The sequence below is a fragment of the Microbacterium meiriae genome (assembly GCF_040686935.1).
GTDB classification, from domain to species: Bacteria; Actinomycetota; Actinomycetes; order Actinomycetales; family Microbacteriaceae; genus Microbacterium; species Microbacterium meiriae.
In genome coordinates, this window is record NZ_JBFBMF010000003.1 from 368704 (window position 1) to 393541 (window position 24838).

Here is a 24838-nt window from a genome sequence, read left to right on the forward strand (position 1 = left end):
ATCGGCAGGATCAGCCGACCTGGATCAGGTCGATCGCGGCCTGGACCTGCTCGCGCAGGCCGTCCGAGATCGGGGCGCTGCCGGCGTTCTCCGCGGCGGCATCCTGGCCCTCGGCGCTCGCGACGTACGTGAAGTACTCCTTCACGAGCTCCGCGACGTTGCTGTCCTCGTACTGCTCGCAGCCGATGAGGTAGCTGACCAGGGCGATCGGGTAGGCGCCGTCCGCGGCAGCGGCCGGGTCGACGTCGAAGACGAGGTCACCCTCGCCACGGCCCTCGGCGAGCGGCGAGCCCTCGACGAGCTTCGCGGCGGCCTCGGCCGAGTAGGCGACGAAGTCCTCGCCGACGCCCACGGCGACCTGGCCGAGGCCGTCCGCCTGCGAGGCGTCGAGGAAGCCGATGGCGCCGTTGCCGGCGGTGAGAGCCTGCTTGACACCCGAGGTGCCCTGAGCAGCCTCGCCGCCCTGGATCGGCCACTCGTCCGAGACCTCGTAGGTCCAGACGTCGGGGGCCGTCGCGCTGAGGTACTTGGCGAAGGTCTCCTGCGTGCCGGAAGGGTCGGAGCGGTGCACCGGCGAGATGGCCAGGTCGGGCAGCTCGACGCCGTCGTTGAGGGCCGCGATGGCCTCGTCGTTCCAGTTGGTGATCGTGCCGGCGAAGATGCCCGCGATCGTGGCGGCGTCGAGGTTCAGCGTGTCGATGCCCTCGAGGTTGAAGGCGACCGCGACGGGGGAGATGTAGAGGGGGACCTCGACGATGTCGTCGGTGGTGCAGGCGCCGAAGCCGCCGGCGGCGATCTCCTCGTCGTTGAACGCGCGGTCGGAGCCGATGAAGTTGCTGCCGCCCTCGAGGAAGTTCTCGCGGCCGGTGCCGGAGCCGGTGGGCTCGTAGTTGACCGTCACGTCGGGGTTGGCCGTCTGGAATGCGGCGACCCAGGCCTCCTGGGCTGCGGTCTGCGAGGACGCGCCGGTCGCGTCGATCGTGCCGGAGAGCGTGGACTCCGAGGGCTCTTCGCTGGAGCCGCCGGTTCCGCCTTCGTTCGCGGCACAGCCGGCGAGGGCGAGAGCGGCGACGGCGCCGATGGCGCCGATTCGTGCGATTCGGGAGATCTTCACTGTGGATCCTTCGATCTTGGAGGGGTGGGGCCCGGTGCAGGGCACACAGTGACGCTAGGGGCGACGGTTAACGAGACTCTCCCGCGCAGGTGAACGGCAGGTGAACGGCCAGCGACTCTCTGGGGCCGATCCCCGTCGTTGTGCGGGTCCCAGGGGTGCCTCCTCCGTTCGAATCGCCCACTGTGCGCCATCCCGGGCCCGGATGCAGCCAAGTGAGCGACTCGAACGAGGGAGGGGTCAGACCTTCGGCGCGTGGGTCTCGATCGAGATGATGCCGGAGCCGGGGTTCGTCGCCGAGACGTGCACCACGGAGAACGCGCCGGTCTCCAGATCGGCGGCGCTGCTGACGTAGGAGCCGTGCACGGTGCCGGTCGCGAGGGCGATCTCCGAGAGGAGCGCGGGGAGCACGGGGCCGTGACTGCAGAGCACCGCGGGCTTGCCTGCACGGATGCGGCGACCGACGACGGAACGGAGGTCGGCGACGCCGTCCTCCCATGCGTCCTGGCTGATCTTCTCGGTGAGGACCGGCTTGCGGTCCAGGGCCTTGGCGAGCGGGGTGACGGTCTGCACGCAGCGCACCGCGTCGCTGGTGACGATCTTGCGCACGCCGAAAGCGCGGAGCGGTCCGACGATGGCCTTGGCCTGCCGCTTCCCGCGGTCGGTGAGCGGCCGGGCCGCGTCCGCCTTGTTCCACTCCGACCGGGGCAGGGCCTTCGCGTGCCGGAGGGCGATCACCGGGAAGGTCCGCAGCACGCCGTCGTCCACCAGCGCCGCGAACGCATCGAGGATCTCGAGGTCCACCGGGTAGCTCAGCGCGGCACGCGCCTTCTTCACGCTGACCCACTCGAGGGCGGCGATCTCGCGGTTCGGCACGAACGTCGAGGCGCGGATCGCGGCATCCGTGGCCTCGGCCGCCCAGTAGTGGACGACCTTCTGCTTGCGGGACGCGAGGTGATAGCGGCTGATCCCGACGGGGACGCCGAGGGCCACCCTTATGCCGGTCTCCTCGTGCACCTCGCGCACGGCGGTCTCCGCGAGCATCTCGCCCGGGTCGACCTTGCCCTTCGGGAGGGTGACGTCGCGGTACTTGGTGCGGTGGATGAGCAGGATGCGCAGCTTGCCGTCGACCAGACGCCAGACGACGGCCCCGGCCGCGTACACGGCCTTGTCCGCCCACTTCGCGTCCGCCGCGGACGCCGGGAGCTGGACCTGCCGCGCCGTCATCGAACCGCCCGCGCCCGACGACGTCGCTGGATCATCCCCATGGTCTTATCCTGCAGGTCGACGAGCGGCTTGCCATCGGCATCCACGGCGTGGCGCTCCCACACGCCGCCGCGGCCGAGATGCCACGACGAGGTCTGGTCGTCCATCGCCAGGTCGAAGAAGGCGGTCAGCTCCTTGAGGTGCGCGGGGTCGGTGACCCGCACCAGGGCCTCGACGCGACGGTCGAGGTTGCGGTGCATCATGTCGGCACTGCCGATGTACACCTGCGGGTCGCCGTCGTTCTCGAACGTGAAGATGCGGGAGTGCTCGAGGTAGCGGCCGAGGATGCTGCGGACCGTGATGTTGTCGCTGATCCCGTCGAGATCGGTCCGCAGGCTGCAGATGCCGCGTACCCACACGTCGACCTTCACCCCGGCGGCACTGGCGCGGTACAGCGCGTCGATGATCTCCTCGTCGACCATCGAGTTGACCTTGATGCGGATGTGCGCGGGCTTTCCCGACTCGGCGATCCGGCGTTCCGCGTCGATCAGCCGGACGAGGCCCTTGCGGAGGTGGAGCGGGGCGACGAGCAGACGCTTGAACTTCTTCTCGATCGCGTAGCCGCTGAGTTCGTTGAACAGCCGCGTGAGATCCTTGCCGACCTGGGCGTCGGCGGTGAACAGCCCGAAGTCCTCGTAGATGCGGCTGGTCTTCGGGTTGTAGTTGCCGGTGCCGACGTGCGAGTAGTGCTGGAGCTTGCCGTCCTCCTCGCGGATCACGAGGGCGAGCTTGCAGTGTGTCTTGAGGCCGACGAGGCCGTACACCACGTGCACGCCGGCCTTCTCCAGCTTGCGCGCCCACACGATGTTGTTGGCCTCGTCGAAGCGGGCTTTCACCTCGACCAGCGCGAGCACCTGCTTGCCGGCCTCGGCCGCGTCGATGAGGGCCTGCACGACGGGGCTGTCTCCGGAGGTGCGGTACAGCGTCTGCTTGATGGCGAGCACGTGCGGGTCGCGGGCGGCCTGCTCGAGGAACGCCTGCACGCTCGTGGTGAAGGACTCGTACGGGTGGTGCACGAGGACGTCGGACTTGCGGATCGCCTTGAAGATGTCGGCTCGGTTGCTCGACCCCGCGGGCTGGAAGGCGACGGCGGTGGTGGGCAGGTGCGGCGGGTACCGCAGGTCCGGACGGTCGATCCGCGACAGGTCGAACAGTCCGCGCAGGTCGAGCGGTCCAGGGAGGCGATAGACCTCGAGGTCGGTGATATCGAGTTCCCGGACCAGCAGGTCCATGGTGACATCGTCCATGTCGTCGGTGATCTCGAGCCGGATGGGCGGACCGAACCGACGACGCAGCAGCTCGGCCTCGAGCGCCTGGATCAGGTTCTCGCTCTCGTCCTCCTCGATCTCCACGTCCTCGTTGCGGGTGAGGCGGAAGGCGTGGTGGTCCAGCACCTCCATGCCGGGGAAGAGGTCGCCGAGATGGTTGGCGATGAGTTCCTCCAGCCGCAGGAAGCGCTTGATCTCGCCGCCGCCCGGCACCTCGACGAAGCGCGGCAGCATGGGCGGCACCTTGAGACGCGCGAACTCCTGCCGGCCGGTCCGCGCGTTGCGGATGCGGATGGCGAGGTTCAGCGAGAGGCCGGAGATGTACGGGAACGGGTGCGCCGGGTCGACCGCCAGCGGCATCAGCACCGGGAAGACCTGCGCCCCGAAGTAGTCCGACAGCGCCCGGCGCTCGTCGTCGGTGAGATCGGACCACTCGGTGATCTCGATGCCGGAGTCGGCGAGAGCGGGACGGACGAGCGTCGTCCACGCGTCCGCGTGGCGGAGCTGGAGCGCGTGGGCCTCCCGCGAGATGTCGGCGAGGGCGTCGACGGGGGAGCGCCCGATGTTGGTCGGCACGGCGAGACCGGTCATGATGCGCCGCTTGAGTCCGGCGACACGAACCATGAAGAACTCGTCGAGGTTGCTGGCGAAGATCGCCAGGAAGTTCGCCCGCTCCAGCTCCGGCAGCGACGGATCCTCCGCGAGCTCCAGCACGCGCTGGTTGAACGCGAGCCAGCTCAGCTCGCGGTCCAGATAGCGGTGGTCGGGGAGCTGCGAGTCCGGCGCCTCGACGGCGTCGTCGAAGTCGTCGTCTTCGGCGTCACCGAGGCCGGCGTCGGCGAGTGCGGGATCGATCATGGGGTACATCTAAGCACCGGCAGGTGTCGGACGTGTGAACGGCGGTCAGCGCGAGCCGACCAGGCTGTCGTCCTCGTAGACGTTGAAGCGGTAACCGACGTTGCGCACCGTGCCGATGATCTGCTCCTGATCGCCGAGCTTGGCGCGCAGCCGCCGCACGTGCACGTCGACGGTCCTGGTACCGCCGAAGTAGTCGTACCCCCACACCTCGCTCAGCAGCTGCTCACGGGTGAACACCCGCGAGGGATGGGTCGCGAGGAAGTGCAGGAGCTGGAACTCCTTGTAGGTGAGGTCGAGCGGTCGCCCGTGCAGCTTCGCCGAGTACGACTGCTCGTCGATCGTGACCCCGGAGGCTTGCACACGCGCCGGCTCCGCGACCTCGTCCCGTCGGGCGAGCGCCAGGCGCACACGGGCGTCGATCTCGGCGGGGCCGGCGGTGGACAGCAGCACATCGTCGATGCCCCACTCGCCCGACAGCGCGCTCATGCCGCCCTCGGTCACGACGAGCAGGAGCGGCGCATCCTGCCCGGTCGCCCGCAGCAGACGGCACAGCGACTTCGCCCCGACGAGGTCGTGACGGCCGTCGACGATCACGATGTCGTACTCCGGGGCGTTGATGAGCTGGGCCGGCTCCGCGGGAATCTGTCGCGTGCGATGACTCAGCAGCTCGAGGGCGGGCAGCACCTGCTCCGAGAGCGGAGCATTGGTCAGAACCAGCACCAGGGCCACGCGCACTCCTCACCGGCGGGGGGATCGACGCCGTGCCGCCATGATAGCGGCCGCCGATGCGCAAGAATGGTGACATGTCAGAACCGGCTCTCGCGCCCCGCAACGCCTTCACCGGCGTGATCGCGGTCTGGGCGACCGCGTTCGTCGGCAGCATCGTCATCGGGATCTTCGCTCCGGAGGAGTGGCGGATCCCCTGGATGCTCGTGGGGTTCGGTGCGGTCGTGCTCCTCTCCTTCGCGGTGCAGCTCTGGTACGGCCGCACGCAGGGCTTCATCTTCCGCGTGGCGAGCAGCGTGACGGGCTCCCTGCTGCTGATGGGGATCATCTCCGTCGGCTTCGGCCTGGCCGCCCTCATCCCTGCCTGAGCCGGATCGCCGGGGGTAAGGTGGAGGTCATGGACATCATGGCGCTCGAAATCTTCTTCATCGGCCTGCTGGGCCTGGCGAGCCTCGCGATCGTGTTCGTCTCGGCCGTGGTGCTGCGCAACCTCTTCCGCGGCCAGCGCTGACGACATCGTGATCGAGCTCCCCACAGACCTCCCCGCCGACCTCGCCCCGCTGGCGTGGTTGATCGGCGTGTGGGAGGGCTCCGGGGTGATCGACTACCCCGTCGGGGAGGAGCGGCTGCAGGGGGAGTTCACCCATCGCGTGAGCTTCAGCCATGACGGCGGACCGTTCCTCAACTACGCGGCGACCGCCACATTCGTCGGCGATGATGCCGCACCCGCCGTCCCGCTGACCGCCGAGTCCGGATTCTGGCGACTGGCGCGACCGGCTGCGGCGACCGATGCAGGTCCCGCCCTGCTCCCGCCGACGGCGACGCCCGTGACCCGCACCGTCGACGACGTCGAGACGCTGCGATCGCCCAACGGCGCGTTCCCCCTCGAAGTGTCGCTGGCCCGCTCGGACGGCATGCTCGAGTATTACGTCGGCGAGATCAACGGTCCTCGTGTCGACCTCTCGTCCGACGCCATCGTGCGCGGCGCCGGTGCCAAGGACTACGCCTCCGCCTCGCGGATGTACGGGCTCGTCGACGGGCACCTGCTGTGGGCGTGGGACATCGCGGCCCTCGGCACACCTCTGCGGGCGCACGCCTCGGCGCGTCTCGCCCGCGTCTGAACGGAGCACACCGTGAGCAGCAGCGTCTTCGACGGCGTCCCCGGAGCGACCACGGGCGAGCGCGGGATCGCCCACTTCGGCGACCCCTTCCGCGAGCAGCGGCGCCTCGCGACCGGAACGGCGATCGCGCCCCTCGACGACCGGACGGTCATCGAGGTGTCCGGCCCCGAACGCCTCCCGTGGCTCGACTCCATCACGTCCCAGGCGGTGAGCGGCTTGCGCGCAGGGGAGAGCACCGAGCTCCTCGTGCTCGACCCGCAGGGGCGGGTGGAGCACGCGGCCGGCGTTTTCGACGACGGCAGCTCGACCTGGCTCCTCGCGGACGCCGGCGACGCCGAGGGGCTCGCGACGTGGCTGACACGGATGAAGTTCCGCACCCAGGCCACCGTCGAGCTGCGCCCCGACCTCGCGCTGCTCGGATTCGTCGACGGCGGCTCCGCTGCCGACCGCGTGCGCGGCCTCGACGGTGTGCGGGTGTGGGTCGACCCCTGGCAGCGCATCAGCGTGGGCGGCCACCAGTACGCCGCGGTGCCCTCCCACCCGGGGGCGGACCTCGCCTGGCGGATCGGCATCGTGCCCGAGACGGCGGCGCGCGCACTCGCCGCGGACCTCGACCGCGAGGACGTCGCCGGGCTGCTCGCCGCCGAGGCCCTGCGGATCGCCGCCTGGCGTCCGCGCTGGGCGGCCGAGGTCGACGAGCGGTCGTTGCCGCACGAGTCGGACTGGCTCCGCAGTGCCGTGCACTTGAACAAGGGCTGCTACCGCGGCCAGGAGACGGTCGCGAAGGTGCATAACCTCGGGCATCCGCCGCGGCGTCTCGCCCTGCTCCAGCTCGACGGCAGCGACGCCGTGCTTCCGGAACCCGGTGCTCCGGTGTTCGCGGGTGATGACGAGGTCGGGCACATCACCTCCTCCGCGCGGCATCACGAGGACGGGCCGATCGCCCTCGCCCTCCTGTCCCGCCGCGCCCCCGTCGGCGACCTCGTCGTCCGCGCCGAAGGGATCGACATCGCCGCGTCCCAGCAGATCATCGTGCCCGCGGACGCCGGCGCCACCGCGGATGTGCCGCGGCTGACGCGGCTGTCCCGCCGTCCCACAGCGCCGGATCCCCGCGACGCCGGGATGTGAGCTGACGGACGCCGGTCAGGCCGGTGCCACCGCCTCCCACGGCAGGGTGAGCTCTCCCAGTCGCCAGCGGCTCCGTCCGCCCTGCACGGGCCAGCCCTGCGCGCGCAGTGCGGCCACCGCGGCGAGGAAGCGCTGCGTGGCCCCGAAGGTCGACAGGGGAGCGGCGCGCTCCCACTCCCGGTCCAGGTCGACGAGCAGTGCGTGGATGCGCTCGCCGGGGACGTTGCGATGGATGAGGGCCTTGGGCAGCCGCTCCGCGACGATGCTCGGGACCTCGAGTCCGCGGAGGCGAAGGGAGATGGAGAAACGGAGGGGAGCGCCGACGGGATCGACATCCACCCAGCTCGCGACGCGCCCGATCTCGTCGCATGTCCCCTCCACCAGCAGTCCTTCCGGCGAGAGGCGGTGCGCCATCGTCCGCCAGGCGCCCGCGACCTCGGCTTCGTCGTACTGCCGCAGGACGTTCATCGCCCGGATGACGGCGGGGCGCCGGCCGTCAGGGAGCGGCACCTCGAATCCGCCGCGGGCGAAGGAGACGCGGAGGTCGGCGGGGAATGGAGTCCGGCCGGCTCGGACCTCGCCGAGCTGCTGCTCTGCGGTGGACACCCGCTCCGGATCGAGTTCCAGACCGCGCACCTCCGCGTCCGGCCGCACTCGTCGCAGTCGTGCGGCCAGCTCGAACGCGGTCACCCCGCTCGCCCCGAACCCGAGGTCGACGACGAGCGGGTCCGCGGCGCGACGGAAGGCGGGGGAGGCGGCGATCCACCGGTCGTTCCGACGCAGCCGGTTCGTCCCGGTCGTGCCGCGGGTCGGCCGACCGAGGGGAGATGACGCCATGCGTCCATCCTCCCTCCTCCGCCGCTGCGCCCGCTCCGCGCCCCCGGATAAACTGGCGACATGACTGCGAAGCGCACCCTGATCCTGCTCCGCCACGGCCAGAGCGAGTGGAACGAACTGAACCTCTTCACCGGCTGGGTGGACGTCCGCCTGACCGAGCAGGGCAAGGGCGAGGCCCGTCGCGGCGGTGAGCTGCTCGCCGAGTCCGGCATCCTGCCCGACGTGCTGCACACGTCGCTGCTGAGCCGGGCCATCCAGACCGCCGACATCGCGCTGGATGCGGCCGACCGGCTGTGGATCCCGGTGAAGCGGTCGTGGCGCCTCAATGAGCGTCACTACGGCGCTCTGCAGGGCAAGGACAAGGCACAGACCCTCGAGGAGTTCGGCCCGGAGCAGTTCCAGCTGTGGCGCCGCTCGTTCGACGTCCCGCCGCCCCCGCTGGACGACGCGAGCGAGTTCAGCCAGGTGGGCGACGCCCGCTACGAGGGCATCGACGGCGAGGTGCCGCGCACGGAATCGCTCAAGCTCGTCATCGACCGCCTCCTGCCGTACTGGGACGCGGAGATCGTCCCCGACCTCGAAGCCGGCAAGACCGTGCTCGTGACGGCACACGGCAACTCGCTGCGCGGCCTCGTCAAGCACCTCGAGGGGATCAGCGACGACGACATCGCCGGCCTGAACATTCCGACCGGCATCCCGCTCGTGTACGAGCTCGACGAGAACAACGCGCCGACCGGTCCCGGCCGCTACCTCGACCCGGAGGCCGCCGCCGCCGGTGCCGCGGCCGTGGCCGCCCAGGGCAAGAAGTAACCGAGACCCCGGTTTCACGTCGAGACCCCCTGCTGCAGTCGCCTGCAGCAGGGGGTCTCGGCGGTAAGGCGGGGTTTCGGGTCAGGCGTGACCGAGCTGCTCCTGCTGCTCCACCGCGAGGGCGATGTCCTCCTCCTCGACGTGCCAGTCGCCCGTCGCGAGGTAGACGACCTTCTTGGCGACGGCGACCGCGTGGTCCGCGAACCGCTCGTGGTACCGGCTGGCGAGCGTCGCGTCGACCGTGGCGACGGCCTCGCCCTTCCAGTTGTCGCTGAGCACCTTCTCGAAGACGCTGGCGTGCAGCTCGTCGACGTCGTCATCGGCGTTGCGGATGGCGTCCGCGAACTTGAGGTCCTGCGTGCGCAGGAGCTCGGCGAGCGTGCGGGAGATCTCCACGTCGAGCTCGCCCATCTTCACGAAGGTGCCCTTGAGGCCCTTCGGGATCGCGCGCTCCGGGAACCGCAGCCGCGCGAGCTGGGCGATGTGCTCGGACATGTCGCCCATCCGCTCCAGGGACGCGCTGACGCGGAGCGCCGTGACGACGATGCGGAGGTCGCGCGCGACCGGCTGCTGCCGGGCGAGGATCTCGATGGCCTGCTCGTCCAGCGCGACCGCGAGCTCGTCGATCTTGGCGTCGTCGGCGATGACCTCCTCGGCCAGCGCGACGTCGCTCGTGGCGAAGGCGCGGGTGGCCTTGTCGATGGAGACCGTCACGAGCTCGGCGATCTCGACGAGGCGGGACTGCAGGTCCTCGAGGGACTGGTGGAAGACTTCGCGCATGGTGGGCGCAACCTTTCGTTCGGATCCCGGCTGACGGTCCAGCGCGGGGCGGCGGGGCGTCCGCATGGGGGAGGACTGCGCGCGCGCAGGCCTGAAGCGATTGTCTGCTCCGAAGGTTAACGAACGGTGCCCAGCGAGTGAATAGTACGTCTCCGCTCCCCGTGATGGCGCGGAAACCCGCCGGATCGACGGTGAACGCGCTCTACGCTGGAGTCATGACCCTGCCGCAGCTCGCGCTGTCCTCCCTCGCCATCGGGTTGGCGATCGGCGTGGGCCTCTCGCTCCTCGTGGTCTGGGCGTACCGCGCCCGAGCGCGGGCGGAGGAGGAGACCTCGATGGTCATCCCGACCGGGATCACCGACGTGCTGCGCAGCATGGACGACGCCGCGTGCGTCGTGGACGTCTCGGGGCTCGTGCTGGCCACCTCCAAGGCCGCGACGCGTTTCGGGATCGAGGTCGGGTCGACGCTCGACAATCCGGAGCTCCGGCAGCTCGTGCGCGGTGTGCGCTCGACGGGGGAGACGGCGACCGCCTCGATGCGGATCACCCGCGGCGGTCTGAGTCTCGACCCCCGACTCGTGTCGGCCAGGGCGAGCGCGATCGGCACGCGTCTCGTGCTCCTCATCATCCGCGACGTGACCGAGCAGGAGCGCCTGGACCAGATGCGCCGGGACTTCGTGGCCAACACGAGCCACGAGCTCAAGACGCCCGTCGGGGCGGTGAGTCTGCTCGCGGAGGCCATCGAATCCGCCGCCGACGACCCTGCCCAGGTGCGCGCGTTCGCGTCCCGGATCTCCGCGGAGGCGGGCCGCCTCGGTCAGCTCACCGGACGGATCATGAGTCTGTCCCGTCTGCAGGCGGAGGACGGGCTGACCGAGGTCGCCCCGGTCTCGATCGACGAGGTCGTCGCCTCCTCGATCGAAGCGCACGTCGTGCAGGCCGACTCCGCCGGTGTCGAGCTCGCCCGTGGCGGCGACCGCGGCGTCTGGGTCCGCGGCGACGCGCAGATCCTCATCGAGGCGGTCGGCAACCTGATCGCCAACGCCATCGTCTACTCGCCCCGCGGCTCCCGCGTGGGCGTCGGCGTGAAGGCGGACGACGACGTCGTGGAGATCGCCGTGTCCGATCAGGGCATCGGGATCGCCGAGGCCGACCGCGAGCGCATCTTCGAGCGGTTCTATCGCGCGGATGAGGCCCGCTCCCGGCGCACCGGCGGCACCGGTCTCGGCCTGTCGATCGTCAAGCACGCCACTCAGCGGCACGGGGGAGAGGTGCGGCTGTGGTCGCGCCCCGGCCGCGGGTCCACGCTCACCATCCGCCTGCCCCGGATCGATGCTCCCGCGAACGCCGGACAGGGCAAGAAGAGCAAGAAGAAGCGCGCGCGCAAGGCCGCCCCCGCGACCGGGGCGACGCGCGTCCGAAACGGAGAGACCGCATGACCCGCATCCTTCTCGTCGAAGACGAGCCCGACCTCGCCGACCCGCTCGCGTACCTGCTCCGCCGCGAAGGCTACGAGGTGGAGATCGCCGAGGACGGCCCGGGTGCGCTGACGGCGTTCCGGGAGCGCGGCGCGGACATCGTGCTGCTCGACCTCATGCTCCCGGGGATGCCGGGGACCGAGGTGTGCCGTCAGATCCGCTCGACCTCGGCCGTGCCGATCATCATGCTCACCGCCAAGGACTCCGAGGTCGACATCGTCGTGGGGCTCGAGCTCGGCGCGGACGACTACATCACCAAGCCCTACTCGTCGCGGGAGCTGCTCGCGCGGATGCGGGCGGTGCTGCGGCGGGTGGTGCAGGCCGAGGGGGAGCTCGACGAGCGGGTGCTGGAGGGCGGGCGCGTCTCGCTCGACATCGACCGGCACACGGTGTCCGTGGCCGGCGAGCAGATCAACATGCCGTTGAAGGAGTTCGAGCTTCTGGAGGTGCTGATGCGCAACTCCGGTCGGGTGCTCACGCGCGGCCAGCTCATCGACCGCGTCTGGGGGAGCGACTACTTCGGCGACACCAAGACGCTCGACGTGCACATCAAGCGCATCCGCTCGCGGATCGAGGAGAACCCCAGCGAGCCGGTGATGCTCGTGACCGTCCGCGGCCTGGGGTATCGCTTCGAGGGCTGACGACAGACAGAAGAGGCCGGCACCCGCGGGTGCCGGCCTCTTGCGTCTGTCTGCGGACTCAGTCCTGCGGAGCGAGATCCGAGTAGTACGGCAGCGTGCCGTCGAGGACCGGGATCTCGGTCGTCACCCCGGCGGAGTCGCCGGACTGGAAGTGCATCGCGACGGTCGCGCCGGGCATCGTGTCGAGGCCGGTGATCTCCACGGGCTCCTCGTCGGCGCCGAAGCTGATCCTTCCGCCCGCAGGCACGGTGATCTGGAAGGGGTCGCCGCCCTCCAGCGAGACCGTGAGGGTGGCGCGGTCCTGCGACGGGTTGACCACGGCGCCGACGAAGTTGCCGACCGAGCCGTCCTCGTTCGCGATGATCAGGGCGTTGCGCACGGCGATGGGGCCGTCCTGATCGGAGACGTTCACGCCGTCGGAGGCGGCGTACTCGGTCTTCGTCGCCTGAGGGGTGATGAACGTGCACCCGGTCGCGCCGAGCAGAACGAGGGCGCTGATGGCGGCAGACGCGACAAGGCGCGATTTCACGGGTCCTCCTGAGGTCCGACGGGATATCCCTCCCCATTCTATGGGTAAGTCCGGAGCGCGCAGGGAACAGGGAGCGCGAACCTTAGCGCATATCCCCTGTGGTATCCTTGAGGTTGCCGAAAGGACATGTTTTTATGCTTTTTGAGGTTGGCGAGACCGTCGTCTATCCGCACCATGGCGCTGCGACCATCATCGAGGTCAAGGAGCGCATCATCAAGGGCGAGGCGAAGAAGTACCTGAAGCTCAACGTCACGCAGGGTGATCTCATCATCGAGGTCCCGGCTGAGAACGTCGACCTCGTCGGCGTTCGCGACGTGATCGGCAAGGAGGGCCTCGACCACGTGTTCGAGGTGCTGCGCGCGCCGTTCACGGAGGAGCCCACCAACTGGTCGCGCCGATACAAGGCGAACCTGGAGAAGCTCGCGTCCGGTGATGTCATCAAGGTGAGCGAGGTCGTGCGCGACCTCTGGCGCCGTGACCAGGACCGCGGTCTGTCCGCGGGTGAGAAGCGGATGCTGGCCAAGGCCCGGCAGATCCTCATCTCGGAGCTGGCGCTGGCCGAGAAGATCGATGAGGACAAGGCGGGCGCACTGCTCGACGAGGTCCTCGCGTCCTGAGACGTCCTCCACGAAAGGCGGGTGCCGCGGCACCCGCCTTTCGTCGTTCCCGCGGGTAACGTGAAGCTGTGAGCATCCTCCCCGTCCCGCACACCGCGATCATCGTCGTCGCCGCCGGCTCCGGCACCCGTCTCGAGGCGGGGGCACCCAAGGCCTTCGTCGGCATCGACGGGCGCACGATCCTGCGGCACGCCCTCGACGGTGTCTTCGCGGCGGCCCCGATGCAGGTCGTGGTGGTCGCCCCGTCGGGCTACGAAGGTGACGCGCAGACGGAGCTGCTGGCGGCCGCCGGCGATCGCGCCGACCTGGGCCGCGTGGTCACGGGAGGAGCGACGCGGCAGGAGTCGGTCGCCGCGGGGCTCGCCGCCCTGTGGGGGGACATCACGACGGTCCTCGTGCACGATGCGGCACGCGCCCTCACGCCGCCCGCCGTCATCGATGCCGTGGCGGCGGCCGTGGTCGGCGACGCCGGAGCGGTCCCGAGTCTGCCCGTGGTCGACACGCTCAAGCGGGTGGCCGACGGCCTCGTCGTCGGCGCCGTGGATCGCGCGGAGCTCGCGGCCGCGCAGACGCCGCAGGGTTTCCCGCGCCGATTGCTGGAAGCGGCGTACGCGGAGGCGACATCCCAGGGCGCCGAGTACACGGATGACGCCGCGCTCTTCGCCGCAGCCGGGAACGCGGTGCGGCTGGTGCCCGGCTCGGAGCGTTCGTTCAAGATCACCACCCCCGCCGACCTCGAGCGCGCGCGCCTCCTCGTGGCGACGGTACCGGGGGCGCCCTCCGCGGCGGCGCGGCCGTCGGCGGTCGTGGTCGACGCTCCCCGCGTGGGGATCGGCACGGACGTGCATGCCTTCGGCGGCGACGGGGCGCTGTGGCTGGCGGGGCTGGAATGGCCGGGGGAGCCCGCGCTCTCCGGGCACTCCGACGGCGACGCCGTCGCCCACGCCATCGTCGACGCGCTGCTCGGGGCTGCAGGGCTCGGCGACATCGGGCAGCACTTCGGCACGGCCCATCCGGAGTACGCGGGGGCTCACGCGGACGTCTTCCTCTCCCGCACCGGGGAGCTCCTGGCGGAGGCGGGGTTCGCGATCGGCAACGTGTCCGTCCAGTTCCAGGGCAACCGTCCGCGATTCAGCGGGCGCCGCGGGGAGGCCGAGGCGGCGCTGTCGGCGGCGCTCGGGGGCGCCCCGGTGACGGTCACGGCCACGACGACGGACGGTCTCGGGTTCCCCGGGCGGGGCGAGGGGATCGCGGTCACGGCCGTCGCGGTCGTCATCCCGCGACCGGAGCGGGGTCTCTCAGCGCCCGCCGAGTAGGCTTGAGCGGTGACTCTCCGCCTCTACGACACCCGCGCACAGCTGCTGCGCGACTTCGTGCCTCTCGATTCCGAGAACATCACGATGTACGTCTGCGGACCCACGGTGCAGTCCGGACCGCACATCGGTCACGTCAGAGCTGCTCTGAGCTTCGATCTCCTTCGCCGCTGGCTGACGTACCGCCACGGGCGCGTGACCTTCGTGCGCAACGTCACCGACATCGACGACAAGGTCCTCGCGAACGCCTCGGACTCCGAGCCGTGGTGGGCACTCGCCTACCGGATGGAGCAGGAGTTCGCCGCCGCCTACGCCGGCATCGGCATCCTCCCGCCGACCTACGAACCTCGTGCGACGGCCTCCGTGCCGCAGATGCAGGAGCTCATCGCGCTGCTCATCGACCGAGGCCACGCGTACCCCGCCCCCGATGGCTCGGGAGACGTGTACTTCGACGTGCGTTCCTGGCCGTCCTACGGCGACCTCACCCATCAGTCCGTGGACGCGATGGAAGCCGCGCAGGACGCCGACCCGCGCGGCAAGCGCAACCCGCAGGACTTCGCCCTCTGGAAGGGTGCCAAGGCCGACGAGCCCGCCGACGCGACGTGGGCGTCGCCGTGGGGTGCCGGGCGCCCCGGCTGGCACATCGAGTGCTCGGCCATGGCGAAGCGGTACCTCGGTGCGGAGTTCGACATCCACGGCGGGGGCCTGGACCTGCGGTTCCCGCATCACGAGAACGAGCTCGCGCAGTCGAGTGCAGCGGGCGACGGCTTCGCCCGGTACTGGGTGCACAACGGCCTCGTGACCGTCGACGGACAGAAGATGTCGAAGTCGCTCGGCAACTTCACGCTCGCGCGGGACGTGCTCGCTGAGCGGGACCCGCTCGTCGTGCGCTACGCCCTCGCGGCGGCGCACTACCGATCGAGCCTCGACCTCTCGGAATCCTCCTGGGCGGAAGCGGAGGCGGCGCTCGGCCGCATCCGCTCCTTCCTGGAGCGGGCGCTCCGCGCGGCCGGCGACGGGATCGGCGCCGATGACGCGCAGAGCCTGCCCTCGGCGTTCATCGATGCGATGGACGACGACCTGGGTGTGCCGCAGGCGCTGGCCGTCGTGCACGAGAGCGTGCGGGCCGGGAACTCGGCTCTGGACGCGGGCGACACCGCAGCGGCCCTGGACGCGGCGCGGGCGGTGCTCGGCATGACCGGTGTGCTCGGCCTCGTCGAGGACGCGGGCTCCCGTAAGGCCGGGGATGCGCAGGCAGCGGCGCTCGACGCGCTGGTGCAGGAGATGATCGCGCAGCGCGCCACCGCGCGCGCGGAGAAGGACTGGGCGGCGGCGGATCGCATCCGAGACGCGATCGCCGCCGCAGGAATCACGCTGGAGGACACTCCGGCCGGAACTCATTGGAGTATCGATGGCTAAGCCAGGGCGCCCCGGCGCGAGCAAGGGAAACAAGAAGGGCCCCACCAAGGGCACGGGAGGTCTCGGGCGCAAGGCGCTCGAGGGGCGTGGCCCGACGCCGAAGGCGGAGGACCGCGCGTGGCACCCCGCCGGTAAGCGCAAGGCCGCGGCCGAGCGCTTCGCCGCGGCCGGGGGCAAGGGCAAGCCCGGCGGGCGTCCGGCCTCCGGGGGCAACCCGAACCGCACCGCCAGGTCGAAGGACAACACCACCGACACCGAGACGGTCACCGGCCGCAACTCGGTGCTCGAGGCGCTGCGCGCGAAGATCCCGGCGACCGCGATGTACATCGCGCAGCGCGTCGAGATGGACGACCGGGTCAAGGAGATGCTGTCGATCGCGACCCACCGGGACATCCCGGTGCTCGAGGTCACCCGCCAGGAGCTCGACCGCATGGCCGGCTTCGACGGCGTGCACCAGGGCGTGGCGCTCAAGGTGCCGCCGTACGAGTACGCCCACCCGCAGGACCTGCTGGAGGAGGTCATCGACCGCGGCGAGACGCCGCTGTTCGTCGCCCTCGACGGCATCACGGACCCCCGCAACCTCGGCGCGATCATCCGCTCGACGGCGGCGTTCGGCGGCCACGGCATCATCCTGCCGCAGCGTCGTTCCGCCGGTGTGAACTCCGCGGCGTGGAAGACGAGTGCGGGGGCGGCGGCGCGCATCCCGGTCGCCCTGGCATCGAACCTCACCACCCAGCTCAAGGAGTTCAAGAAGCAGGGCGTCTTCGTGCTCGGGCTCGACGGCGACGGCGACGTGTCGCTGCCGGCGCTGGAGCTGGCGGACCGCCCCGTCGTCATCGTCGTGGGCTCGGAGGGCAAGGGCCTGTCCCGCCTCGTGACCGAGACCTGCGACCAGATCGTCTCCATCCCCATCTCCGCGGCGACCGAGTCGCTGAACGCGGGCATCGCGGCCTCGGTCGCGCTGTACCAGGTCGCGACCGTCCGCGCCGCGGACTGACCGAGAGGAACACGCATGGCCCGCATCATCGTCCTGGGAGGAACCGGCTACGCCGGACGCCACATCGTCGCGGAGGCGGTGAGCCGTGATCACGCGGTCGTCGCCATCTCGCGCTCGACCCCCGCGGATCCGGTCGCGGGTGCGGCCTACGTGCAGGGGTCGGCGCTCGACCCCGCGACGCTGACCGAGGCGTTCGCGGGAGCGGACGCCGTGGTCTCCGCGCTCTCGCCGCGCGGTGACATGGAGGACCGCGTCCTCGAGGCGCTGACGAACGTGGTCGCGCTGCTCGACGGCACCGAGACGCGGCTCGGCGTCGTGGGCGGCGCGGGCGGCAGCCTCGTCGCGCCGGGCGGTCCCCGTCTGTTCGATCAGGGCTTCCCGGAGGAGTACAAGCACGAGGCGCAGGTCGGCATCGACTCGCTGGCGCTCCTGGAGCGCACGGCCGAGAGCCTGGACTGGTTCTTCGTGCACCCGGCCGAGGTCTTCGGACCGTGGGCCGAGGGGGAGCGCACCGGTCGCTATCGGGACGGCGGTGACGTGCTCGTCCGCGATGAGGACGGCACGTCCTACATCTCCGGGGCGGACTTCGCCGTCGCCATCGTCGACGAGATCGAGCAGGGCAACCACCACCGCGAGCGGTTCACCGTCGGCTACTGACGCCGTCCGGAACCGGAGGGGCGGCCTCAGACGAGGTCGCGCCAGTCGACCTCGTCGTCGTCGCCGAGCGCCAGCGTGCCGGTGACGACGGGCAGGCCCATCGTCTCCGTCGGGGGTCCCATGATGGTGGCCTCGTCGCGGCGATGGCGGAGCACGTCGTTGATGTAGCTCGTCAGCACCTCCGCGAGGGACACCGAGCGTCCCTGCGCCTGCGACAGATACCAGCGGTGCTCCAGCACCTGGTGGAACACCTCGGCCGGCTCCAGCTTGGCGCGCAGGTCGTACGGGATGGCGCGCACGACGGGCTCGAAGACGCGCGTGAGCCACTCGTGCGCGTACATCTCCTCGTCCGCCCACTGCTTGGTGGAGCGGGCACGGAACTCGTCGAGGTCGTTGAGGAGCCGTCGCGCCTGGTTCTCCTCGACATCGAGACCGGTGAGGCGGATGAGTCGGCGCTGGTGGTGTCCCGCGTCGACGACCTTGGGTTGGATCTCCACCACGGTGCCGTCCGCGGTCGTCGACATCGACATCTCGTCGATGTCGAAGCCGAGGGCGTTGAGCCGCTCGACCCGCTCGGTGATGCGCCAGGTCTCGGCGGCGGAGAAGGACTCCTGCGCGGTGAGCTCGGCCCACAGCGAGCGGTAGGAGGACACGATGCCGTCCGCGATGGCGACCGCGTCGACGCCGTGCTCCAGGCGGCCGCCCGCGGCGAGGTCCATGATCTCACCGGCGATGTTCGTGCGGGCGAGATCCAGATCGTAGGCGCGCTGTCCGTCCGTCAGGCCCTCCTCGTGCAGCTCCCCGGTCTCCGCGTCCACGAGGTACGCCGCGAACGCTCCGGCGTCCCGGCGGAACAGGGTGTTGGAGAGCGAGACGTCGCCCCAGTAGAAGCCGACGTTGTGCAGACGCACGAGCAGCAGGGCCAGCGCGTCGACGAGGCGGGTGGCCGTGTCCGGGCGGAGCACCCGGGTGAAGAGCGCCCGGTAGGGCATCGAGAAGCGCAGGTGCGAGGTGACCAGCGCCGCGGGCAACGGATCACCCGACGAGTCCGTGCGGCCGGCGATCACCGCGACCCGCTCCACGCACGGCACGTCGAGGCGCGCGAGGTTGCCGAGCATCTCGTACTCCCGCCGTGCCATCTCGGTCGTCGTCTCCTTGACGGCCACCACGCGACCCGAGAGGTCCGCGAAGCGGACGAGGTGGCGCGAGAGGCCCTTGGGGAGGGAGACGATGTGCTCGGACGGCCACTTCTCCAGGGGCGTCGACCACGGCAGGGCGAGCAGCCCGGGGTCGACCGTCTTGGCGGTGATCCGGAGGGATTCCTGCATGGGGACTCCTGAGGGGTGCCGGGGAAAAGACGCGGCGCGGGCGACCGAAGTCAGCCCGCGCCGCGGTGGAGGTGTCCGATCAGGCCGAGACGACCGGCTTGTCGTTCAGGCGGTCGCCGGACTCGAGGTCGAACGCGTGCACGTGACCCGGGTTCGCGGCGAGAGTGACGGTCTCCCCGGCGTTCGGGTGGTTGCGGCCGTCGACGCGGGCGACGAGGTCGGTGCGCTTGCCGTTGATCTCGGTGTGGCCGTAGAGGTAGCCGTCGGCGCCGAGCTCCTCGACGAGGTCGACGACGACCGAGAGACCCTGACCGTCGGCCGGCCCGACGGTGATGTCCTCGGGGCGGACGCCCACGGTGACCTGGGAGCCGTTGGCACGGCCAACGGTGTCGCGGTCGAGCGGGACGACCTCGGTACCGAAGCGCACGCCGCCGTCGGCCAGGTCGGCCGAGAACAGGTTCATCGCGGGCGAGCCGATGAAGCCGGCGACGAAGACGTTCTCCGGCTTCTCGTACAGGTCGCGCGGCGAACCGACCTGCTGGAGCAGACCGTCCTTCAGCACGGCGATGCGGTCACCCATGGTGAGCGCCTCGGTCTGGTCGTGCGTGACGTAGACCGTGGTGACGCCGAGGCGGCGCTGCAGCGACGCGATCTGCGTACGGGTCTGGACACGGAGCTTGGCGTCGAGGTTCGACAGCGGCTCGTCCATGAGGAAGACCTGGGGCTGACGGACGATCGCGCGACCCATGGCGACACGCTGACGCTGACCACCGGAGAGAGCCTTAGGCTTGCGGGTGAGGTACTGCTCCAGGTCGAGGAGCTTCGCGGCCTCGAGGACGCGTGCGGCACGCTCCTCCTTGCCGACGCCGGCGATCTTGAGCGCGAAGCCCATGTTCTCGGCGACGGTCATGTGCGGGTACAGCGCGTAGTTCTGGAACACCATCGCGATGTCGCGGTCCTTCGGCGGCACATCGGTGACGTCGCGGTCGCCGATGAGGATGCGGCCGGAGTTGACCTCTTCAAGGCCGGCGAGCATGCGGAGGGAGGTGGACTTACCGCAACCGGAGGGACCGACCAGGACGAGGAACTCGCCGTCTCCCACCTCGAGGTTGAGCTTGTCGACAGCCGGACGGGTACCGCCGGGGTACAGGCGGGTGGCCTCGTCGAAAGTCACAGATGCCATCGTGTTTCTCCTTCACCGGCAGGTACGTGCCGGACGATCCGTAGTGAATGAAGCGGCGGAGCGACCCGCCGTGACCCTCCATCGGGTCGGGATCAGTATGGCACGAACGGCCGCACCTGGGTATTTCTCAGCCTCACTGGTTAGCATCGAACCCGGCCGTGCGCAGCGGCGATCACCGCCCGACGGTGGTCGGGGCCAACCCGGACCCCCTGAGACTCAAGAGGAACGATGTCGAGCGACGAAACGCCGAACGTCCCCGCCCCTCGCAATTCGCGCGAGGCCGTGCGGGAGAAGGCACAGAAGGTGCACGCCCAGCAGTCGCGGGCGCGTCTGATGCGACGGATCATCATCGGCGCGGTCGCGATCATCGCGGTCGGCGCGATCGGGACCGCGGTGACGCTCGCCGTGACCTCGCAGACGTCCAAGCCGCAGCTCAGCCCGAGCGGCATGGAGGCCGACGGCGTCGTGGTGACGGACATCGCCTCCGCCGCCATCGCCGGCACCACCTCCGCCACGCCGGAGCCCGAGCCCACGGAGGCCGGTGCGACCGAGACCCCGGCCCCGGAGCCCACCGCGGCCGGTGCGGTGGACGTGCACGTGTACGTCGACTACCTCTCACCGGACGCCGGCAAGTTCGAGCGCGCCAACGCCCGCCTGCTCGCGCAGTGGATCGAGGACGGCGCCGCGACCGTGAGCTACCACCCGGTCGCCCTGCTCACCGCCAGCTCCAACGGCACCAAGTACTCGCTGCGCTCCGCTGCTGCCGCCGCCTGCGTCGCCACGCACTCGCCGGACCAGTTCTACGCGTTCAACCACGACCTCCTCGACGACCAGCCCGACGTGGGCAGCGACGGGATGTCCGACGAGGAGCTCGCCAACCTCGCGGGCGCCGTGGGCGTGGACGATGCGAAGACCGTGCGCTCGTGCATCCAGGACGGCGACTACGTCAACTGGGCGAAGGAAGCGACGACGCGTGCGCTCAAGGGGCCGCTCCCCGGCTCCGACGACCTCGTGCTCACCGCCGCCCCGATGATCGTCGTCAACGGCGAGGCCTATGTCGGCGCGCTGGACGACCCGCAGGAGCTGTCGACGTTCGTCATGTCCGTCGCCAGCGAGGCGTACTACGAGTCGACGTCCCCGACGCCGACCCCGACCGCCACCTCGGCGCCGGCGGAGTAGACCGCCGCGCGTCCCCGCCATCGCTAAGCTGTGATGGCATCCGCCGACTTGGCGCAATTGGTAGCGCACCGTACTTGTAATACGGGGGTTACGGGTTCGAGTCCCGTAGTCGGCTCCGCACGCGAAGGGCCGCATCCCCTGGGAAACACCGGGGATGCGGGCCCTCTGCTCATCCAGGTGAGGAGGGCTGCCCACTTCCCCGGCGCCCACGGCCCCAACGCTAGGCTCTGCGCATGAGCGCACCCGCGGACGAGTCCGACCCGTCGCTGATTCCGCAGCGGCTCGCACTGCAGCGACGGAGGACGTGGGCGATCGTGCTCGCCGTCTTCTGGACGGTGAGCGCCGTCTGGTGGCTGAGCTCTGGTCTCTTGACGGACGCGCGCGCCCTCGATGTGATGCGGGTGGCCGTCGGCGTGGTGAGCGTGGGGTTGGCGATCGCGTACGCGCTCACATTGCGGCGCGTGCTGCGGGACATCCGAGACTTCGACGCGCGACACGGAGCGGACGCGGGCCGCCGATAGCCGGCAGGTGCGCCGAGATGTCAGGGCGCCCGCATATCGCGTAGCACATCGGAGGGTGTTATGTTACTGGGGTGCAGGTGGTCGGCACCCCGCCCCGGCCACCTGCGCATCTTTTCCGATCCCCCGTGGGAATGTTCGCGCCGCTCGCTGCGGTTGTCTCGGACATGACCCGTATCGGCTCCAGTGACCTCGACGTCTTCCCCCTCGCCCTCGGCGGCAACGTGTTCGGCTGGACCGCCGACCGTGACGCGTCGTTCGCCGTCCTCGACGCCTTCCTCGACGGGGGCGGCGACTTCATCGACACGGCGGACTCCTACAGTGCGTGGGTTCCCGGCAACAAGGGCGGCGAGAGCGAGACGATCATCGGGGCGTGGCTCGCGTCGCGGCGGCCCCAGGGCGTCGTCGTCGCGACCAAGGTCAGCCAGCATCCCGACTTCCGCGGCCTCTCGGCCGGGAACGTCCGCCGCGCGGCGGAGGCATCCCTCGCTCGCCTCGGCGTGGACGAGATCGACCTCTACTACGCGCACTTCGACGATGAGTCGGTGCCGCTGGAGGAGACCGTCGAGGCGTTCGGCGCCCTCGTCACGGACGGACTCGTGCGGCACGTGGCGGTGTCGAACTACACGGCCGACCGCATCCGTCAGTGGATCGACATCGCCGACCGGCTCGGCGTCGCGCGCCCCGTCGCCATCCAGCCGCATTACAACCTCGTGCACCGCAACGACGTCGAGGACACCATCATCCCCGTCGCCGAGGAGTTCGGGCTGGGCCTCGTGCCGTATTACGCGCTGGCGAGCGGCTTCCTGACCGGCAAGTACCGCTCGACGGATGCCGGGGGAGAAGGGTCGCCGCGCGCCGCCGGAGCCGCGAAGTACGCCACCGCGGCTGGACTTCGGATCATCGACGCGCTGGATGAGATCGGCGCCGCGCACGACGCATCCGTCGCCGCGACGGCTCTGGCCTGGCTGCGGGCGCAGCCGACCGTGGTGGCGCCCATCGCCAGCGCTCGGACGGTGGATCAGGTTCCGGATCTGCTCGTCGGAGCGCGGCTGGAGCTGTCGTCCGAGGAGGTCGAGCGCCTGAACCGCGTGTCGGCCTGGACGCCGCCTCAGAGCTGACCCGGCCTCACCGCCCGACGAGCCCGAGCCGGTGCGCGAGGATCACGGCGTGGATCCGGTCCCGTGCCCCGAGCTTGGCCAGGATGCGGCCGACGTGCGTCTTGACCGTGGACTCGCCGACGTAGAGGGTCGCCGCGATCTCGGCGTTGGAGAGACCCCTTCCCATCGCGAGGAAGACCTCCTGCTCGCGGTCGGTCAGGGAACGGTATCCGGCGTCGTCGACCGTCTCGGCCGCCGGCGCGGCGCTTCCCAGCTGCGGACCGACATGCTCCAACAGCATGCGGGTCACCCGCGGCGCCAGGGCGGCGTCGCCGCGGTGCACGGCACGGACCGCGGAGAGCATCTCGTGGCGCTGGGCGTCCTTCAGGAGGAAGCCGCTGGCGCCCGCGCGGATCGCACCGAAGGCGTACTCATCGAGATCGAACGTCGTGAGGACGAGCACCCTCGTCTCGGGATGCGCGCCGACGATGGCTCTCGTCGCGGCGATCCCGTCGAGCTCCGGCATGCGGATGTCCATGAGCACGAGGTCAGGGGCGAGGGCAGCGCTCTGGGCGATCGCGGCGTTCCCGTCGGCGGCTTCTCCGATGACGACGATGTCGGGCTCCGCCTCCAGGACCATGCGGAAACCCAGACGGATCAGCTCCTGGTCGTCGACCAGGAGCACACGGATCGGCGCTGTCATGTGTTCTCCTCTCCGCCCGGCGACACGGCCGGGGCCTCGGCCGACGTCGGCAGGACAGCCCGCAGGGTCCATCGCCCCTCGCCGTCCGGCCGGGACTCCAGGGTGCCGCGGACGTGCGCGGCACGCTCCGTGAGCCCTCGTAGTCCGAAGCCGCCCTCAGCGGGAGCCCCGGCCACGCCGTCGTTGACGATCTCCACCCTCACGGTAGCGGGCGTGTACTCGAGGCGCACGGACGCCGTGGTCGCCGTCGGCGCGTGCCGCATCGCGTTCGTCAGCCCCTCCTGCACGATCCGGCCGAGGGCATGGGCCACGTCGGACGACACCTCCGCCTGACCGGCTGTGGCGAGGGTGACCGGATACCCGGTCCGCTGCGCCGCCGCGACGGTCTCCTGTGGCGACGCGGGAGACACCGGCGCGAGGAGCAGCGGCGCGTCGTCGTCTCGCAGCACGCCGAGCATCGCCCGCATCTGGGTGAGCGCGCTGCGGGCGGTGTCCGCCGCGGAGGTGGCGGCTGCGCGGGCCTGCTCTCGGTCCGGGGTGGCGGCCGCTCCCTCGGACAGCGCCACGACCACGGTCAGGGAGTGCGACACGATGTCGTGCATCTCCCGCGCGATCCGCGCGCGCTCGGCGGCTGCGGCGAGCTGCGCCTGCTGATCCCGCTCCACGAGAAGCTGCCGCGAGCGATCGATGACGGCGTCCAGATAGCGTTTGCGGTTGCCCACGTTCGCGCCGATCAGGGTGCCGATGAGCCCGAGCACGACCGTGCCGAGGAGCGCGTTGACCGCCTCTTGAAGGGTGAAGACGCCAGCCCAGAGGAGGAGCCCGGCCCCGGAGGCGGTCGTCGCGACCCCGATGCCGAAGGCCGTCCACGCCGCGCGGGCGGAGCGGTAGACGGCGAGGGAGTAACCGGCGATCAGCAGGAGCGGGCTGCTCCCGGGCAGGGCGGTGAACAGGAGGAAGGCTTCGAGCAGGATCGCCGCGACCGCGGGAAGCCAGGGCTTCCGTCGACGCCAGAGCAGGGTGGCGCACGCCGCGATCACGCACAGCGGCAGCAGGGCGGCGAGCACGAGCCCGACGGGCCCGCGGTCGGCGTCATCGATGCGCGCGGCGGGGGTGATCGTGAGGATGATGCAGAGCAGGGTGAGCAGGACGTCGGCGAGGACGGGATGGCGCGCCCAGAAACGACGGAACACCCCGGGAGGACGAGGGAGCCGCAGCCCCTCGTCCTCCCGGACGGTGTCCGTTCCGCGTCGCGTCGCCGGCACCCGGTC

25 protein-coding genes and 1 tRNA gene are annotated in these 24838 nt (G+C 70.6%); 15 read left to right on the forward strand and 11 right to left on the reverse strand.

Annotation, left to right across the window (positions count from 1 at the left end):
- Positions 1-10 precede the first annotated feature (10 nt).
- The 4 genes from AB0P08_RS11805 to AB0P08_RS11820 form a co-directional block, all read right to left on the reverse strand.
- Positions 11-1114: a phosphate ABC transporter substrate-binding protein PstS gene (locus AB0P08_RS11805; RefSeq protein ID WP_187662093.1), complete on the reverse strand. Its 1104-nt coding sequence runs from the start codon at positions 1112-1114 to the stop codon at positions 11-13.
- Between the two features lie 237 nt (positions 1115-1351).
- Positions 1352-2338 carry an NUDIX hydrolase gene (locus tag AB0P08_RS11810; protein WP_363589988.1) on the reverse strand — a complete coding sequence of 329 codons (987 nt, stop codon included), beginning with the start codon at positions 2336-2338 and terminating at the stop codon, positions 1352-1354.
- Positions 2335-4503 carry an RNA degradosome polyphosphate kinase gene (locus AB0P08_RS11815; RefSeq protein WP_363589989.1) on the reverse strand — a complete coding sequence of 723 codons (2169 nt, stop codon included), beginning with the start codon at positions 4501-4503 and terminating at the stop codon, positions 2335-2337. The genes AB0P08_RS11810 and AB0P08_RS11815 overlap by 4 nt, the downstream gene beginning before the upstream one ends.
- Before the next feature lie 45 nt (positions 4504-4548).
- Positions 4549-5232, reverse strand: a complete 684-nt coding sequence (locus AB0P08_RS11820) for a winged helix-turn-helix transcriptional regulator (RefSeq protein ID WP_060923071.1) — start codon at positions 5230-5232, stop codon at positions 4549-4551.
- A gap of 74 nt (positions 5233-5306) precedes the next feature.
- Between AB0P08_RS11820 and AB0P08_RS11825 the strand changes: the two genes are divergently transcribed.
- The 3 genes from AB0P08_RS11825 to ygfZ all read left to right on the forward strand — a co-directional run bounded on the left by AB0P08_RS11825 (position 5307) and on the right by ygfZ (position 7478).
- Positions 5307-5597 (forward strand): hypothetical protein, encoded by a 291-nt coding sequence (locus tag AB0P08_RS11825; RefSeq protein WP_187662090.1) that lies wholly within the window; start codon positions 5307-5309, stop codon positions 5595-5597.
- A gap of 150 nt (positions 5598-5747) precedes the next feature.
- Positions 5748-6350 carry a nitrobindin family protein gene (locus tag AB0P08_RS11830; RefSeq protein ID WP_259951404.1) on the forward strand — a complete coding sequence of 201 codons (603 nt, stop codon included), beginning with the start codon at positions 5748-5750 and terminating at the stop codon, positions 6348-6350.
- Between the two features lie 12 nt (positions 6351-6362).
- Complete coding sequence (gene ygfZ, locus AB0P08_RS11835) at positions 6363-7478, forward strand: CAF17-like 4Fe-4S cluster assembly/insertion protein YgfZ (protein ID WP_363589990.1); 1116 nt, start codon at positions 6363-6365, stop codon at positions 7476-7478.
- Between the two features lie 15 nt (positions 7479-7493).
- On the opposite strand, the gene AB0P08_RS11840 is transcribed toward ygfZ, so the two are convergent.
- Positions 7494-8315 (reverse strand): class I SAM-dependent methyltransferase, encoded by an 822-nt coding sequence (locus AB0P08_RS11840; RefSeq protein ID WP_187662087.1) that lies wholly within the window; start codon positions 8313-8315, stop codon positions 7494-7496.
- Between the two features lie 60 nt (positions 8316-8375).
- On the opposite strand from AB0P08_RS11840, the gene AB0P08_RS11845 reads away from it, so the two are divergent.
- The gene (locus AB0P08_RS11845) at positions 8376-9125 is read left to right on the forward strand and encodes a phosphoglyceromutase (RefSeq protein WP_101848551.1); all 750 of its coding nucleotides are present in this window, start codon (positions 8376-8378) and stop codon (positions 9123-9125) included.
- Positions 9126-9206: 81 nt separating this feature from the next.
- Here the strand turns inward: AB0P08_RS11845 and phoU are convergent, their stop codons facing one another.
- Positions 9207-9905, reverse strand: a complete 699-nt coding sequence (gene phoU, locus AB0P08_RS11850) for a phosphate signaling complex protein PhoU (RefSeq protein WP_187662086.1) — start codon at positions 9903-9905, stop codon at positions 9207-9209.
- Positions 9906-10120: 215 nt separating this feature from the next.
- Here phoU and AB0P08_RS11855 point away from each other — a divergent pair, with 215 nt between their 5' ends.
- Both AB0P08_RS11855 and AB0P08_RS11860 read left to right on the forward strand, forming a co-directional pair.
- On the forward strand, positions 10121-11344 hold the full coding sequence (locus AB0P08_RS11855) for a sensor histidine kinase (RefSeq protein WP_363589991.1): 1224 nt from the start codon (positions 10121-10123) through the stop codon (positions 11342-11344).
- The gene (locus AB0P08_RS11860) at positions 11341-12024 is read left to right on the forward strand and encodes a response regulator (protein WP_071328841.1); all 684 of its coding nucleotides are present in this window, start codon (positions 11341-11343) and stop codon (positions 12022-12024) included. Before AB0P08_RS11855 ends, AB0P08_RS11860 begins: the two co-directional genes overlap by 4 nt.
- Before the next feature lie 58 nt (positions 12025-12082).
- On the opposite strand, the gene AB0P08_RS11865 is transcribed toward AB0P08_RS11860, so the two are convergent.
- The gene (locus AB0P08_RS11865) at positions 12083-12553 is read right to left on the reverse strand and encodes a DNA modification methylase (RefSeq protein WP_187662084.1); all 471 of its coding nucleotides are present in this window, start codon (positions 12551-12553) and stop codon (positions 12083-12085) included.
- Positions 12554-12687: 134 nt separating this feature from the next.
- Here AB0P08_RS11865 and AB0P08_RS11870 point away from each other — a divergent pair, with 134 nt between their 5' ends.
- From AB0P08_RS11870 to AB0P08_RS11890, 5 genes are all read left to right on the forward strand, one after another.
- A complete protein-coding gene (locus tag AB0P08_RS11870) occupies positions 12688-13170 on the forward strand; it encodes a CarD family transcriptional regulator (protein ID WP_045255828.1) in 483 nt (160 codons plus the stop codon).
- A gap of 68 nt (positions 13171-13238) precedes the next feature.
- On the forward strand, positions 13239-14486 hold the full coding sequence (gene ispD / locus AB0P08_RS11875; protein ID WP_363589992.1) for a 2-C-methyl-D-erythritol 4-phosphate cytidylyltransferase: 1248 nt from the start codon (positions 13239-13241) through the stop codon (positions 14484-14486).
- Positions 14487-14495: 9 nt separating this feature from the next.
- Positions 14496-15902: a cysteine--tRNA ligase gene (cysS, locus tag AB0P08_RS11880; protein ID WP_363589993.1), complete on the forward strand. Its 1407-nt coding sequence runs from the start codon at positions 14496-14498 to the stop codon at positions 15900-15902.
- Positions 15895-16899, forward strand: coding sequence for a 23S rRNA (guanosine(2251)-2'-O)-methyltransferase RlmB (gene rlmB, locus AB0P08_RS11885; protein ID WP_187662081.1), 1005 nt, complete (start codon positions 15895-15897; stop codon positions 16897-16899). The genes cysS and rlmB overlap by 8 nt, the downstream gene beginning before the upstream one ends.
- 15 nt (positions 16900-16914) lie before the next feature.
- Positions 16915-17556: an NAD(P)-dependent oxidoreductase gene (locus AB0P08_RS11890; protein WP_363589994.1), complete on the forward strand. Its 642-nt coding sequence runs from the start codon at positions 16915-16917 to the stop codon at positions 17554-17556.
- Between the two features lie 26 nt (positions 17557-17582).
- Here the strand turns inward: AB0P08_RS11890 and AB0P08_RS11895 are convergent, their stop codons facing one another.
- Together AB0P08_RS11895 and AB0P08_RS11900 are read right to left on the reverse strand one after the other, a co-directional pair.
- Positions 17583-18884: a DUF4032 domain-containing protein gene (locus tag AB0P08_RS11895; RefSeq protein WP_259951412.1), complete on the reverse strand. Its 1302-nt coding sequence runs from the start codon at positions 18882-18884 to the stop codon at positions 17583-17585.
- Between the two features lie 79 nt (positions 18885-18963).
- Complete coding sequence (locus AB0P08_RS11900; protein ID WP_187662078.1) at positions 18964-20067, reverse strand: ABC transporter ATP-binding protein; 1104 nt, start codon at positions 20065-20067, stop codon at positions 18964-18966.
- A gap of 228 nt (positions 20068-20295) precedes the next feature.
- On the opposite strand from AB0P08_RS11900, the gene AB0P08_RS11905 reads away from it, so the two are divergent.
- The 4 genes from AB0P08_RS11905 to AB0P08_RS11920 all read left to right on the forward strand — a co-directional run bounded on the left by AB0P08_RS11905 (position 20296) and on the right by AB0P08_RS11920 (position 22885).
- Complete coding sequence (locus AB0P08_RS11905; RefSeq protein ID WP_363589995.1) at positions 20296-21246, forward strand: thioredoxin domain-containing protein; 951 nt, start codon at positions 20296-20298, stop codon at positions 21244-21246.
- Between the two features lie 42 nt (positions 21247-21288).
- A tRNA-Thr gene (locus tag AB0P08_RS11910) sits at positions 21289-21361 on the forward strand.
- Positions 21362-21479: 118 nt separating this feature from the next.
- Positions 21480-21767: a hypothetical protein gene (locus AB0P08_RS11915; RefSeq protein WP_363589996.1), complete on the forward strand. Its 288-nt coding sequence runs from the start codon at positions 21480-21482 to the stop codon at positions 21765-21767.
- A 164-nt stretch (positions 21768-21931) separates the two neighbouring features.
- Positions 21932-22885, forward strand: a complete 954-nt coding sequence (locus tag AB0P08_RS11920) for an aldo/keto reductase (RefSeq protein WP_363589997.1) — start codon at positions 21932-21934, stop codon at positions 22883-22885.
- A 7-nt stretch (positions 22886-22892) separates the two neighbouring features.
- Here AB0P08_RS11920 and AB0P08_RS11925 read toward each other — a convergent pair whose 3' ends face one another.
- Positions 22893-23567, reverse strand: a complete 675-nt coding sequence (locus AB0P08_RS11925) for a response regulator transcription factor (protein ID WP_268776753.1) — start codon at positions 23565-23567, stop codon at positions 22893-22895.
- Entirely contained in the window at positions 23564-24832 is a 1269-nt protein-coding gene (locus AB0P08_RS11930; RefSeq protein ID WP_280566870.1) for a sensor histidine kinase, read from the reverse strand. Before AB0P08_RS11930 ends, AB0P08_RS11925 begins: the two co-directional genes overlap by 4 nt.
- Positions 24833-24838: the final 6 nt, after the last annotated feature.

What these genes read in the sequence shown, in the direction of transcription:
- AB0P08_RS11810 (WP_363589988.1), bottom strand. Translation starts at nt 2,338, where the DNA reads ATGACGGCGCGGCAGGTCCAGCTCCCGGCGTCCGCGGCGGACGCGAAG.
- AB0P08_RS11815 (WP_363589989.1), bottom strand. Translation starts at nt 4,503, where the DNA reads ATGATCGATCCCGCACTCGCCGACGCCGGCCTCGGTGACGCCGAAGAC.
- AB0P08_RS11825 (WP_187662090.1), top strand. Translation starts at nt 5,307, where the DNA reads ATGTCAGAACCGGCTCTCGCGCCCCGCAACGCCTTCACCGGCGTGATC.
- AB0P08_RS11840 (WP_187662087.1), bottom strand. Translation starts at nt 8,315, where the DNA reads ATGGCGTCATCTCCCCTCGGTCGGCCGACCCGCGGCACGACCGGGACG.
- AB0P08_RS11845 (WP_101848551.1), top strand. Translation starts at nt 8,376, where the DNA reads ATGACTGCGAAGCGCACCCTGATCCTGCTCCGCCACGGCCAGAGCGAG.
- phoU (WP_187662086.1), bottom strand. Translation starts at nt 9,905, where the DNA reads ATGCGCGAAGTCTTCCACCAGTCCCTCGAGGACCTGCAGTCCCGCCTC.
- AB0P08_RS11855 (WP_363589991.1), top strand. Translation starts at nt 10,121, where the DNA reads ATGACCCTGCCGCAGCTCGCGCTGTCCTCCCTCGCCATCGGGTTGGCG.
- AB0P08_RS11860 (WP_071328841.1), top strand. Translation starts at nt 11,341, where the DNA reads ATGACCCGCATCCTTCTCGTCGAAGACGAGCCCGACCTCGCCGACCCG.
- AB0P08_RS11870 (WP_045255828.1), top strand. Translation starts at nt 12,688, where the DNA reads ATGCTTTTTGAGGTTGGCGAGACCGTCGTCTATCCGCACCATGGCGCT.
- rlmB (WP_187662081.1), top strand. Translation starts at nt 15,895, where the DNA reads ATGGCTAAGCCAGGGCGCCCCGGCGCGAGCAAGGGAAACAAGAAGGGC.
- AB0P08_RS11890 (WP_363589994.1), top strand. Translation starts at nt 16,915, where the DNA reads ATGGCCCGCATCATCGTCCTGGGAGGAACCGGCTACGCCGGACGCCAC.
- AB0P08_RS11895 (WP_259951412.1), bottom strand. Translation starts at nt 18,884, where the DNA reads ATGCAGGAATCCCTCCGGATCACCGCCAAGACGGTCGACCCCGGGCTG.
- AB0P08_RS11900 (WP_187662078.1), bottom strand. Translation starts at nt 20,067, where the DNA reads ATGGCATCTGTGACTTTCGACGAGGCCACCCGCCTGTACCCCGGCGGT.
- AB0P08_RS11905 (WP_363589995.1), top strand. Translation starts at nt 20,296, where the DNA reads ATGTCGAGCGACGAAACGCCGAACGTCCCCGCCCCTCGCAATTCGCGC.
- AB0P08_RS11915 (WP_363589996.1), top strand. Translation starts at nt 21,480, where the DNA reads ATGAGCGCACCCGCGGACGAGTCCGACCCGTCGCTGATTCCGCAGCGG.
- AB0P08_RS11920 (WP_363589997.1), top strand. Translation starts at nt 21,932, where the DNA reads ATGACCCGTATCGGCTCCAGTGACCTCGACGTCTTCCCCCTCGCCCTC.
- AB0P08_RS11925 (WP_268776753.1), bottom strand. Translation starts at nt 23,567, where the DNA reads ATGACAGCGCCGATCCGTGTGCTCCTGGTCGACGACCAGGAGCTGATC.